Origin of the sequence: Caballeronia sp., from assembly GCF_028292365.1 — a bacterium.
GTDB lineage: Bacteria > Pseudomonadota > Gammaproteobacteria > Burkholderiales > Burkholderiaceae > Caballeronia.
Window position 1 is genome coordinate 1 of sequence record NZ_JAQGMM010000081.1, and the last position, 12,025, is coordinate 12,025.

Below are 12,025 nucleotides of genomic sequence, written 5' to 3' on the forward strand. Positions count from 1 at the left end.
GAAGGAGACGGCCTCGTATTCATTGCGCCGCGACAGGTCCTCGACCTTCAGCACGACGGGCGCAGCGGACAAGTCCGTGGTCCGCACCGCGTAGTCGAATGTGCGGCCGGTCATGAGTTCAGTGAGGCGAGTTTGTGTCATGCCCGCGGTGGGGAATGTGCCGACATACTGCCCGTCACGCAACACGGTCACGCGCGTACATACGTCGAGCACTTCGGCAAGCCGGTGGCTGACGAACACGACTGCGATCCCATCTGCCGACAGCCGACGCACAATCGTTAGCAATGCTTTGGTTTCGGCGTGGCTGAGGGATGCTGTTGGTTCGTCCATGAACACCAGCCGGGCATCGGCGACCAGTGCGCGGGCGATCGCCACGGTCTGCCGCTGCGCGATCGACAGCGTGCGCACGGAGCGGTCAAGGTCAATTGCAACACCCAAACGCTCCAGGATCCGGCGAGCGGCGATTTTCATCTGACCGTAGTTAACCAGGCGCGGACGAGGACCCAGGTTGCGCTCAAAGGCAATATTCTCCGCAACGGTCATCTCGGGAAAAAGCGCGAGATCCTGCCAGATCACTTGTATGCCAAGGTCCCGGGCCTTTGACGGCTCCAGACCGCCGATTGATTGGCCGTCCATCAGCATGATGGCTTCGGCCTCAGGCTGATAAACGCCGCTGATCACCTTGATCAGGGTGCTCTTGCCGCAGCCGTTTTCACCGGCGAGGCACACCACCTCACCCGGCATGACGTCGAACTTCACGGCTTGCAGCGCCTTCACGCCACCAAATATCTTGGTGATATTTTCAAGCTTGAGCAGGGGCGTGCCGCCAACGCCGGCGTTGTCGCCGATGTCGACAGCCGCCGGCATCTCGCTCGCATTGCCCCGCGAGGGCGCGAGGCGGTCCTTCGAAGCCGCTGGAACCATGAAAACACTCCGATGCTGCCGATACTGACACCTGACACCTGTCATCTGGCCTGACTGCTCGCGTGAAGGACAGCCTTGGCCGCCCTCCCCGTCTCAAGAAACGATCGCGTTCACAGCCCCATCTTCGCGAGGTCGTCGACGGTTTTCGCGTTGAGATCCACCAACTGGTCGACGATCAGGTTGTGGCCATCGGGATGGACGACACCCAGGCCTTCGATCTTCGTACCGTCCTTGATCGGCTCACCCTTCGCGACCATCACACCCAGGGTCACGAACACTTCTCCGGCAATCTCGGGATTCCACATATAGCCGCCCGTCAGGACGCCGTCGTGCACGAGACGCTTGCCTTGCCCCGGCGAGAATGGACCGAGCACGAGGATATTTCCCGCTTGATGCTTCTCGGCAACCGCGCGAGCAGCTCCGATCGGGCCCTGGCTGCCGAATGCAAGAATGGCCTTGAGGTTGGGATGCGCACGCATCAGGTCGAGCGCGGTCTTGCGCGACGCATCGACATCTTCGGCAACGCCGTAACGGTCGCCGACCAGCGTCATGCCGGGATCGTTCGCCTTGAGATAAGCGATGGCGGCATCAGCCCACGCGTTGTGCAAAGGCACGGTCAGCGAGCCGACAAAGACGGCGTATTCGCCCTTGCCGCCCAACGCGGTCGCCATGCGCTTGGCGTACGCTTCGCCGAAGCCCTTGACCGAGGCGAGTTCGAAGTCCCAGTCAGTATTCTTTTGCTTCGGCGACTCATGCGTGATGACCTTGATGCCCGCAGCCCGCGCCCGCGCCAGGACCGGCTCCAGCACCTCAGCGTCATTCGGCACCACGCCTATTACATCCACGTGCTGCGCGATCAGGTCCTCGATCGCCCGCACCTGCAGCGCGGGGTCCGCGCTGGTCGGCCCAACCATGAAAGCCTTTACGCCAAGTTGCTCCGCTCGCTTCTTGATGCCGGCGTCCATGGCGTTAAACCACGGAATCCCGCCGATTTTCACAACGACTCCAATGACTGGCTTGTCGGGCGAAGCCAGAGCCAAGCCGGTTGCCAGCGCAAATGCAGCGACGCCTACGCATAGAGCGCGTACGAAGTACCTTGACATGTCTCCTCCGCGTGGACTCCCGCGAGCTCTCGCTTGGGCGAAGTCCGTTGGTTTGAATGTGGACAACTTGCCAGCTCGCCGAATTATTTAGCGACTTGCTAAATCCATTCAGCTAATGACGGAACCGATGCTGAATCCATTTAGCACGATGGTCAACTCTCGGATACCCTAGTATGGTTTCCGGCCGAAGGAGGTCAGCCTCCGGGTGGCGATCAGCGCAATTGAAAGGGGAAATTCAGATGGTCCGCAGTAGCAAGGGACGTAAATCCACGATCTACGATATTTCCGAGGCGACCGGCACCTCGGTGACTGCGGTGAGCATGGTGCTGAACGGCAGTTGGATGAGATATCGCATCAAGGAAGAAACCGCTAACCGTATTCTGGAGAGCGCGCAGCAGCTCGGGTACAACGTCAACATGCGGGCCCGGGGCTTGAGGCTATCGCGCTCCGGGCTGGCCGGGATGATTCTTCCGCACTATCGCAATCGTTTTTTTGCAGGGCTTGCGGAGACCTTCGAAGAACAGGCGAGAAGCCGCGGTCTGTGCCCTATCGTCGTCAGTACACAGCGGGACCCGGCGGTCGAGACAAGCGTCACCGAGACGCTGCTGTCGCAACGGGTCGAAGTGCTTTTTATAGCGGGCGTGCGCAACCCCACGCCGCTCAATTCGCTGTGTGCGGCGGCGGGCGTGACCTGTATCAATGTCGACTTGCCTGGCTCCGGCGCGCCGTCGGTCGTCTCGGATAACCGCGGCGGTGCACGCGCGCTGACTGAGGTATTGATCGATAAAATGAGGACGCGGGGTGGTGCCCCCGAAGAACTGGTTTTCCTCGGCGGGGTTGCCGGCGAGTACGCAACGGAGGAGCGCATTCTCGGATTCCGCGACGCGTTCGAAGCCAGCGGAATCAGTCCGGCGGCCGATGCGGTGGACTGCTGCGGATATAACGCGTCCGCCGCCCGGCAAGCACTTGCTCACAGCTACGAGAGCCTTGGCAAGCTGCCAGCAGGTTTGTTCATCAACTCGATTACCGCGTTCGAAGGGCTCGTGCAATTTACGTCGCAACTGTCCCGCGATGCGCTGCAATCCACGGTCGTCGGGTGCTTCGACTGGGACCCGTTTGCGGCGCACTTACCGTTCGAAGTGACGATGATGCGGCAGGACGTGGATAAGATTATCTCGGAGGCCTTCGCACTTGCAGACAACCATGACACGTCGGCTACCCACCCGCTGGTCGTCGTGCCGACGGGTTTCGGAGACGCGATGGATGAGGACGATCAGGCGATTAAACACAAATACGATCGTTGAAGATTGCGCTGGCGTGTTTGTGTTTTTGCAGCACGATGCGTCCCCGGCATGAACGAATCAGCTCGCCCAGTCCGCCACCATCCGCGCATCGACACTGACTCCGCCGCATACAACGATCACCACGTCGTGCGCGGCGGCAATCGCCGGATGATCAAGGTAACCGACAGCAAGCGACACCCCGCAAGCCGGTTCCACAAGCTGCCGATGGTCATCGGCGTAGCGCGTCACGCCCATGATCGCGTCGGCGTCGGACAAGACAACCGACTCGTGCGGGAACTGCTTGATCGCATCAACCGGCCAGCTCGCCACCTGAAGCGCGGCAAGCGATTTTGCGATGCTGTCGATGCGATCCAGTTTCACCGGATGCCCTGCATCGAGCGCCGCGCGAAAGGAAGCGGCGCCCGTCGTCTCGCACGCGATCACGCGGCAATCCGTTCGGCGATGGCGCAACAAACCCGTCAGGATACCTGCGAGCAGACCGCCCCCGCCTACGCTGGCCACGACGGCATCCACTTGCGGCAGGACAGCGATAATCTCGTCGATCATCGTGCTATGACCTTCCCACAACACGGGGTGATCGAAGGCCGGAACGTATTCCACTTCATCCGACGCCGACAGTGCCAGCGCATGCTCGTTCGCTTCGTCCCAGACATCGCCATGCACGATCACCGTCGCACCGAGCGCGGCGATACGCTTACGGGTGCTTTCCGGCGTCGTGGAAGGCACCACGATCTCAGCCCGCATGTCGAGCAAGTGCGCGACAAAGGCGGTTGCAAAACCAGCGTTGCCGCCCGACGGGCAAACCACACGGAGTTTGCCGGCCGCTTTTGCCCGCGAACATAGCAAGCCCATGCCACGCATTTTGAATGAACCGCTAGGTTGCAGGTTTTCAAGCTTCAGCCAGATGCGGCGCGTGGACGTAGACAGTCCGGGATGCAGGATCAACGGGGTTTCGATGTGCAGCAAGATCAGTCCTTTTCAAACGGGAATTCGGGGGCTAGGCGTCGCCATGAGGGCCGCGACTGGATTCGAGTTTGATAGTTTATTGCAGTTATCGTTGTGCGTCGTGGCGTGTGTCTGGTTTGACTCTCTGAAAGCGCCCGCGCAACCGTATGACTTCGCCGGGCGCCGCGCTGTCAGGTCAGGGTCCGCGATGTTTTCCCCTGAGCTAGTATTCGTCAAGTCGGATGCCTTCACCAACGTACAAACCTGGTTCGTATTTGTTGCGCCTGTCGCTCATTCCGGATAACCAGAAATACTTGAAAAATCAAAGAAAATGGACAAAGCAACACCACTGGTCATGATCCATGGCTTGATGGGATCTATCGATTATTTTTCACCCGGCGCGCGGATGCCTGGAGTAAGCGTTCATACGCCCGACCTGATCGGATATGGCTCGCCGGCAGACGCCGATGCTCGCTCGATTACGCTCGACAATCAGGCGGCATCGGTTATTCGCTACATGAAAGAGCACGTCGGAGAACCAGGCTGGTTGCTGGGCCACAGCGTCGGCGGAGCCATTGCGATGCTGATCGCAGCCAAAGCACCGAGCGTCGCTAAGCTACGTGGTTCAGCCGAACACCGGCCACATGATGATGCTTGAGCAACCAGAGGCTTTTTGCGACATTGTCCGCACCATGATTGAACACTGACGTGATCACGCACCGGATGAAACACGAGCCCGCGATTGCCGGGCGGCTGCCAAAAGACCAATATGAATCTAGTCAGCATGCCAAATCAAACAACCGGTTCCGAGAACGACCGGTCGCGGCTTCCATCGTCGTTCCCTCTCCACCGCTGAGGCGTCATCCCTTCCCATTGATTAAACGCCCTGGAAAACGAGTTGACCTCTTCAAAGCCTAGAAACCAAGCGATCTCGCCAGCCGCGAGATCCGTACTACCCAGCAAGCGGCGCGCGATCCGGCTGCGTACGCGGTCAAGCTGCTGCTGATAGCTTGTTCCGTCGAGTGCAAGCTTGCGTTGCAGCGTGCGTGTGCTGATCGCCAGCTCACGCGCCAGCGCTTCAACGCTCGGCCGCTGTCCTCGCATGCTCCGTGCGAGCGCCTCATCGACTTGATCGGCGAACGTCTGCTCGTGGGCGAGCGCGGCCAGTCCCGCGTCGAGTTGCGGCAGCACAGCGGCAAGCAAATCAACGTTATGTGTCACGAAAGGCAGCGCGAGCGTTGCTGCATCGAATACGAGCACGTCGTTCGGGGCATCGAATACGATCTCGCAGCCATAGTGGCGCGCGAACATCGCGCGGTTGGCCGAGCGCCGCGTCAGCTCCACGCGACGCGGTTTGACCGCGACACCCGATCCGCGCCGCGCCATGGCCAGCGCTGACGCAAACATTGCGTCAGTCAGCAGGTCGGGGACAAAACCGTCGGCAAGTAACCAGCGGAACGTCACAGACGCCTCGTCACGCTGCACGGTGACCACCACTTCCTCCGGACAACTCAGCCGCTTGTAACGCGCAAGCTTCGCCAGCGCCTCGCCGAAATTGGCGGAATGCAGCGCCGCGAGCGACATGACATCAAGCTGCCCGTGCGAGGTTTCAGCACCAATGCGCAAGCCGATGGCAGGATCCCCGCTCACCTGCGCGATAGCCTCCCACAGCGCGAAGTATTTCTGCGTCGTCAGCCGCAACCGGCCCGGCCCGGCATTCGCCATCGCCGGCACGGGCAAGCCAGCCGCGCGCAACGTACGCGGCACATCCACGCCCAGCGTCTCAAGCCGTGCGAACAGTGCGGGACTGACCGGAACGCCATCGGTTTTCATAAGCCTCTCAGTTCCTGACGGGCTGCTTCACGATATCGAGTTTATCGATCAACCCGCGCCATTCGGTGGCATCGCCGGCGTCGGTCGAGAGGCTGACGTGACGCCACTTCGCATCCATTGCGCCGCGCGCTTCATGCACTTGTCCCGCGATATGCACCGCATCGCTGCCGAGCAGCAATCGCAGCGGCGGTTCGTCCAGTCCCGCTATGCCGAGGATCGCTTGCGCCGCCTTCGCCGGATCGCCGACTGGACGATGCGACGCGCGGTATTCAAGCAAAGGCGCAATGCTCGCGGCGTAGTCGGGACCCGGCGTGTGGATGGTCATCGACGAACCGGCCCAATCCGTGCGAAATCCGCCTGGCTCGACGATCGTCACCTTGATCCCAAGCGGTGCAACTTCCTTCGACAACACTTCGGAAAACCCTTCCACGGCCCATTTCGCCGATTGATACGCGGCGAGGCCGGGCGAACCGACGCGTCCGCCTATTGATGAAATCTGGATGATGTGGCCGCTGCGCTGCGTGCGCAGGACCGGCAGCGCGGCGCGCGTGACGTTGGCGACGCCGTAGAAATTGGTTTCCATCTGCGCGCGGAAATCGGCGTCGTCACCTTCCTCGATCGACGCAATGTTGCCATAACCCGCGTTGTTGACAACGACATCCAGGCGGCCGAACGCCTCCACGGCCTGCTGCACGGCGGCCCGCGCGGAAGCCGGGTCGGTTACGTCGAGGGCGACAGCGCGCACCCGCTCGCCGTACTGCGTAACGAGCGCGGCGAGATCATCGGGACGGCGCGCAGTCGCGACCAGACGATGACCGGCGGCCAGAACGGCCTTCGCCAATTCAAAGCCGATACCGCGGGAACTGCCCGTAATAAACCAGACTGAAGACATGAGTGCTTCCTTTAACGGTGAACGAAAAGTGCTGCGTTCACCGGATTCTAGGAGCAGCCTGTCCGCGGCACTAATCCGATCGCGCCAACTTGCAATCGGATCGCGCCAACGCCCTGGGTCCTGATCCGAGCAGTTATCCGTGGCGTGTCTCACTGTCGAGATGGGCCATTTGTGCGGCCGCGTAACGGTCCCCGGCTGCAGCACCCTTCGGCACGGCGTATTCGATTGCGCTGAGTTCATCCGGTGTCAGCACGACATCCAGTGCGCCCAGCGCTTCCGTCAACCGGTCCCGCCGCCGTGCGCCGACCAGCGGCACGATATCGTCGCCTTGCGCCGCGACCCACGCAATCGCGATCTGCGCCACCGACACGCCCTTTGCTTCCGCAATCCGCCGCAACGCTTCGACGAGTTGCAGATTCCGTTCAGCGTTTTCGCCCTGAAAACGGGGGCTATGCGCGCGGAAATCGTTGCCGGCCAGATTTTGCGTCGCCTGCCAATGGCCGCTGATCAGCCCTCGCGACAACACGCCGTAAGCGGTCACGCCAATGCCGAGTTCGCGGCACGTCGAAAGAATATCGCCTTCGATACCCCGTGAAATCAACGAGTATTCGATCTGCAGATCCGCGATCGGGTGCACTGCCGCCGCGCGCCGGATCGTCTCGGCGCCGACCTCCGACAGCCCGACGTGACGCACGTAACCTGCTTTCACCATTTCGGCAATCGCGCCTACGGTGTCTTCAATTGGCACATTGGGATCGAGCCGCGCCGGCCGATAGATATCGATGTAATCCACCCCAACGCGTTGCATCGAATACGTCAGGAAGTTCTTCACCGCGGCCGGCCTCGCGTCATAGCCGACCCAACCGCCAGCCGGATCGCGCAACGCGCCGAATTTCACGCTGATGATGGCGGCGTCGCGTTTGGTTTTCGCACCCTTCAGCGCTTCGCCGATCAACGCTTCGTTGTGGCCGCTGCCGTAGAAATCGCCGGTATCGAGCAGCGTGATGCCGGCGTCGAGCGCGGCGTGAATCGTGGCGATGCTTTCGCTCCGGTCGGACGGTCCGTACATGCCGGACATGCCCATGCAGCCAAGTCCAAGTGCCGATACGCGCGGTCCGGTCGCGCCAAGTTGCCGATGGTTCATCTCAAGTCTCCTGGGATCTGGCGTCGCGTGATTGCGAGCGTTGCAGAGAGTATGCGAGGCGATTTGTCGTGCGACAATCCGGCCTTCACAGCACGGGCTGTACGAAAAAACGCACAATGAACGATCCCGATCTCTCCGATCTCAGCGCCTTTGTTGCTATCACCAAGGTGCGCAGTTTCAGGGAAGCAGCGCGTTTGCGCGGCGTCTCGGCCTCCGCGCTAAGCGAGGCGGTTCGTCGGCTTGAAGCGCGCCTCGGCGTGCGTTTGCTTAATCGCACCACCCGCAGCGTCACGGTCACGGAAGCCGGCCAGCGCTTGCTGGAACGGCTAGGGCCGGCGCTCGGCGAGATTGCCGGGGCGCTCGACGCAATCAACAGTTTCCGCGACAGTCCGACCGGCACCTTGCGCCTGAACGTGCCGACTATCGTGGCCATGCACGTGCTGCCGCCCATCGTCGCGCGTTTTCTCGCCGCGCATCCGGGAATCACGCTGGAAGTGGTATCGAACGATACGTTTATCGACGTGCTGGCAGCAGGTTTCGATGCCGGCATCCGCTACGACGAACGGCTGGAGCGCGACATGATCGCTGTCCCAATCGGCCCGCGCAAGCAGCATTTCGTGGCGGCGGGCGCACCGGCTTATTTTGCAGCGCACGGATGGCCTGAGCACCCTCGCGACTTGCTGGAGCACGCATGCATCGGGCATCGGTTCGCAAGCGGCGTGCTGGCGGCGTGGCGCTTCGAACGCGGTGACGAACAGGTTCGCTTCACGCCGAACGGGCCGCTGGTGGCGTCGGTAATGGAGCTTGAAGTGGGCGCCGCGACCGCGGGCTTGGGCATGATCTATACGTTCGACGAGTTCTTGCGGCCGGCGATACAAAGCGGCGCACTCGTGCCCGTGTTGCACGAGTGGTGGGAGAGTTTTTCCGGGCCGTTTCTGTATTACCAGAGCCGCACGCATATGCCCGCGCCGTTGCGCGCGTTCATCGACTTCATTAAGGAAGATTGAGCACGCGCGCGTGGCAATTACCGCTCTGAGAAAAACGCCTGGACCGCCGCCAGTGCGTTTTCCACCGCCGAGCTGTCCACATCCAGATGCGTCACCCAGCGCTGTTTCGTCGCGCTATACGCCGACGTAATGCCAATCCCGCGCGCCGCCAAATGTTCTTTGAAGTCAGCCGCAATCGCGCTGTCCACTTCCACGAACACGATGTTCGTGTCCGGCATCGTCACCTTCAATTGTCCGTACGATGCCAGGCCTTTCGCCAGCGTTGCCGCGTTGGCGTGGTCATCGGCGAGACGCGCCACGTTGTGCTCCAGCGCGTAAAGCCCGGCCGCGGCGAGAATGCCCACCTGCCGCAAACCGCCACCCACCATCTTGCGCGTGCGCCGCGCCTTCGCGATCAAAGCCGCGCTGCCGACCAGCACCGAGCCAACCGGCGCTCCCAATCCCTTCGATAAACACACGGACACCGTATCGAAGGAGCGCGTCAGCGTGGCAACGGGTGTGTTCAACGCCGTTGCGGCATTGAAGATCCGGGCACCGTCCAGATGCGTGGCAAGACCGTGCCGACGCGCCAGCGCCGTCGCCGCTTCCATGTACTCCAGCGACAAAACCTTCCCGCCGATCGTGTTCTCGAGCGCCAGCAGTCGCGTGCGCGCGTAATGCGAATCGTCGGGCTTGATCGAGTCTTCGATTTCCGCCAGCACCAGCGAACCGTCCGCCTGATTGTTCAGCGGTTGCGGCTGGATGCTTCCCAGCACCGCCGCGCCGCCCGCTTCCCAGCGATAGCAATGCGCCTGCTGCCCGACGATGTATTCGTCGCCACGCTCGCAATGCGCCATCAGCGCGACCAGATTCGATTGCGTGCCCGACGTCAGGAATACAGCCGCTTCCTTGCCAAAGCGCTCGGCCATCACGGCTTCCAGTTGCGTCACGGTGGGGTCGTCGCGGAAGACGTCGTCACCGACCTCCGCCGATGCCATCGCGGCGCGCATGGCCGGGCTGGGTCGCGTGACGGTATCGGAACGGAAATCGTGCTGGATCGGGGTGCTCATTGTGGCTCCTGGTGGGTGGAGCGGGTATTTTGCCATTGTGGGAAGGAAGGCGTGACAACGGGTGTTGAAGGGTCTAGGTGGTACGGGCGGTAGTTCAACCGATTTCGAGGTTTCGGAATGACGAGAATTTCGTTAATTTTTCGTTTAATTATTTTAAATCATGTAGTTACGATCGATATCAAACCTTAAATATATATTTTTTGAATTTTTCCCATGAAATCAAATGCTTATATGGTTTTTCTATAGTTAAGCAGGACCATGGGGAATTTTCTAGAAAGCACTTTAGGAAGTGTTGTTCGCAGACCCCGTTTTTTCATTAAAAATCAACTACTTGCATGACTTCCTTGAGAAAACTTCGAGATCAATGGTTTACGCGACAAATTTAATTATATTTCAATTGCTTATGAAGTATTTTTGAACCAATACATCATCTATATTTTGAGCCGGCATTCCAGCGCTGTTCGCCCTAAATATTTCATTCCAGCGAACGTGAAACCACGTCGTCACGCCAAGTCTCATCCCACGAGCGTGTAAAGTTTCGAACATCCAGCCACACCCATCCACCCGCCCTGTCCGTAAGCCAATGAACGCGCCCGAACTGAAGTTGCAAGACGATCCTCACATTGGCCGCTACGAGCGTTCAACGGGCCAGGCCGCCGAATGGTGGCAAGTGACGCTCTCCGATCGGCCGCAGATGTACCGGATCGAACACGGTTACGGCGACGGGCCGGCCAATATCGATACAGTCGTTGACCTGGAAAATCTCAAGTCGAAGTTGCAAAAGTGGCATCGGGAGGGGTTTTTTCGACCTGACGATCCCGCGCTCGCACCGCTGCCCGCAGAAGGACGAACCGGCTTTCTGAAAGAACTTCGGCACGCCATGCGGCAAACGCCGCAAGCCGCGGATTCGGCTTCGGCTTCAAACGAAGCAACAATGACCATCGGCCCGGTGGACATGCCTGTGGGCCAGCCTGGTCCGCTCGTGCCGCGCCTGAACCCCGCGTATCTCTTTCCCGAGCGATTCGGCGACATCCTCCAGGACATCGTGGAGAACCGGCGCGTGCTGCTGATCGGCCATACCGGCGCGGGCAAGACGAGCTTGATCGAGCAGGTCGCGGCCCGTACGCAACACGGCGTGCTGCGAGCGAATATGAACGGCCAGACGACCATCGGCGATTTCGTCGGTTTCTGGACCGTGAAAGGCGGCGAAACGCTCTGGGTCGACGGCGTGTTGCCGACTGCCCTGCGCGAAGGTCTGTGGCTTGTAGTCGATGAAATCGACTTCGCCGAACCGTCGATACTCGCCGTTCTCACCGCCGTGCTCGAACCCCACGGGCGTTTGCTGCTGAAGGAAAAAGGCAACGAACTGGTGGCGCCGCACCCGTCTTTCCGCCTGTTCGCCACCGCAAACGCGGTCGGCGCCATGAGCGTGTATCGGCATCTGTATCAGGGCGCCAACCTGATGAACGAGGCATTCCTGGATCGCTGGCGCGTGTATCTGATGAACTACCTGTCGCCTGAGGAAGAGGCGGAAGTGTTGATGCGCACGCTGGAAGCGCGTTTCACGCGGCCGATGGCGCAAACGCTCGCGGCCATTGCCGCCGATTGCCGCGCGGCGTTCGCCCGCGAAGATCTGGCGAGCGCGTTTTCGACGCGGCGCCTGCTCGACTGGGCCGACCTGATGCTGCGTTCCGGCGACCCGGAACGCGCCGCCGGCCCGGCAATCTACGCCAAAGTCAGCGCCGAGGACGCCGCGCTGATTCGCAGCATCATCCGGCATCACATCGCGTTCGACGAATGAAACACGTGCTTATGCGCAACCAC

The 12,025-nt window shown here is 60.8% G+C and carries 11 protein-coding genes; 4 read left to right on the forward strand and 7 right to left on the reverse strand.

Annotated features, from left to right (window positions below):
* Positions 1–867, reverse strand: an 867-nt coding sequence (locus JWR14_RS04670) for an ATP-binding cassette domain-containing protein (protein ID WP_299702136.1), incomplete at its 3' end; no start/stop codon positions are given.
* 167 nt (positions 868–1,034) lie between these two features.
* Positions 1,035–2,027: a substrate-binding domain-containing protein gene (locus JWR14_RS04675; RefSeq protein WP_299702139.1), complete on the reverse strand. Its 993-nt coding sequence runs from the start codon at positions 2,025–2,027 to the stop codon at positions 1,035–1,037.
* A gap of 173 nt (positions 2,028–2,200) precedes the next feature.
* Here JWR14_RS04675 and JWR14_RS04680 point away from each other — a divergent pair, with 173 nt between their 5' ends.
* Complete coding sequence (locus JWR14_RS04680) at positions 2,201–3,331, forward strand: LacI family DNA-binding transcriptional regulator (RefSeq protein WP_299702142.1); 1,131 nt, start codon at positions 2,201–2,203, stop codon at positions 3,329–3,331.
* Between the two features lie 57 nt (positions 3,332–3,388).
* On the opposite strand, the gene JWR14_RS04685 is transcribed toward JWR14_RS04680, so the two are convergent.
* Positions 3,389–4,297, reverse strand: coding sequence for a pyridoxal-phosphate dependent enzyme (locus JWR14_RS04685; RefSeq protein WP_299702145.1), 909 nt, complete (start codon positions 4,295–4,297; stop codon positions 3,389–3,391).
* 310 nt (positions 4,298–4,607) lie between these two features.
* Here JWR14_RS04685 and JWR14_RS04690 point away from each other — a divergent pair, with 310 nt between their 5' ends.
* Positions 4,608–4,934, forward strand: coding sequence for an alpha/beta fold hydrolase (locus JWR14_RS04690; protein ID WP_299702148.1), 327 nt, complete (start codon positions 4,608–4,610; stop codon positions 4,932–4,934).
* 134 nt (positions 4,935–5,068) lie between these two features.
* Here the strand turns inward: JWR14_RS04690 and JWR14_RS04695 are convergent, their stop codons facing one another.
* From JWR14_RS04695 to JWR14_RS04705, 3 genes are all read right to left on the reverse strand, one after another.
* The gene (locus JWR14_RS04695; RefSeq protein WP_299702151.1) at positions 5,069–6,109 is read right to left on the reverse strand and encodes an AraC family transcriptional regulator; all 1,041 of its coding nucleotides are present in this window, start codon (positions 6,107–6,109) and stop codon (positions 5,069–5,071) included.
* 7 nt (positions 6,110–6,116) lie between these two features.
* Positions 6,117–7,001, reverse strand: a complete 885-nt coding sequence (locus JWR14_RS04700) for an oxidoreductase (protein WP_299702154.1) — start codon at positions 6,999–7,001, stop codon at positions 6,117–6,119.
* 133 nt (positions 7,002–7,134) lie between these two features.
* Positions 7,135–8,145 carry an aldo/keto reductase gene (locus JWR14_RS04705; protein ID WP_299702157.1) on the reverse strand — a complete coding sequence of 337 codons (1,011 nt, stop codon included), beginning with the start codon at positions 8,143–8,145 and terminating at the stop codon, positions 7,135–7,137.
* A gap of 116 nt (positions 8,146–8,261) precedes the next feature.
* Between JWR14_RS04705 and JWR14_RS04710 the strand changes: the two genes are divergently transcribed.
* Positions 8,262–9,152, forward strand: coding sequence for a LysR substrate-binding domain-containing protein (locus JWR14_RS04710; RefSeq protein ID WP_299702160.1), 891 nt, complete (start codon positions 8,262–8,264; stop codon positions 9,150–9,152).
* A gap of 17 nt (positions 9,153–9,169) precedes the next feature.
* Here JWR14_RS04710 and ltaE read toward each other — a convergent pair whose 3' ends face one another.
* The gene (gene ltaE / locus JWR14_RS04715) at positions 9,170–10,201 is read right to left on the reverse strand and encodes a low-specificity L-threonine aldolase (protein ID WP_299702163.1); all 1,032 of its coding nucleotides are present in this window, start codon (positions 10,199–10,201) and stop codon (positions 9,170–9,172) included.
* A 583-nt stretch (positions 10,202–10,784) separates the two neighbouring features.
* Here ltaE and JWR14_RS04720 point away from each other — a divergent pair.
* Positions 10,785–12,002, forward strand: a complete 1,218-nt coding sequence (locus JWR14_RS04720) for an AAA family ATPase (protein WP_299702166.1) — start codon at positions 10,785–10,787, stop codon at positions 12,000–12,002.
* Positions 12,003–12,025: the final 23 nt, after the last annotated feature.

What these genes read in the sequence shown, in the direction of transcription:
- JWR14_RS04695 (WP_299702151.1), bottom strand. Translation starts at nt 6,109, where the DNA reads ATGAAAACCGATGGCGTTCCGGTCAGTCCCGCACTGTTCGCACGGCTT.
- JWR14_RS04720 (WP_299702166.1), top strand. Translation starts at nt 10,785, where the DNA reads ATGAACGCGCCCGAACTGAAGTTGCAAGACGATCCTCACATTGGCCGC.
- JWR14_RS04700 (WP_299702154.1), bottom strand. Translation starts at nt 7,001, where the DNA reads ATGTCTTCAGTCTGGTTTATTACGGGCAGTTCCCGCGGTATCGGCTTT.
- JWR14_RS04705 (WP_299702157.1), bottom strand. Translation starts at nt 8,145, where the DNA reads ATGAACCATCGGCAACTTGGCGCGACCGGACCGCGCGTATCGGCACTT.
- JWR14_RS04690 (WP_299702148.1), top strand. Translation starts at nt 4,608, where the DNA reads ATGGACAAAGCAACACCACTGGTCATGATCCATGGCTTGATGGGATCT.
- ltaE (WP_299702163.1), bottom strand. Translation starts at nt 10,201, where the DNA reads ATGAGCACCCCGATCCAGCACGATTTCCGTTCCGATACCGTCACGCGA.
- JWR14_RS04675 (WP_299702139.1), bottom strand. Translation starts at nt 2,027, where the DNA reads ATGTCAAGGTACTTCGTACGCGCTCTATGCGTAGGCGTCGCTGCATTT.
- JWR14_RS04680 (WP_299702142.1), top strand. Translation starts at nt 2,201, where the DNA reads ATGGTTTCCGGCCGAAGGAGGTCAGCCTCCGGGTGGCGATCAGCGCAA.
- JWR14_RS04710 (WP_299702160.1), top strand. Translation starts at nt 8,262, where the DNA reads ATGAACGATCCCGATCTCTCCGATCTCAGCGCCTTTGTTGCTATCACC.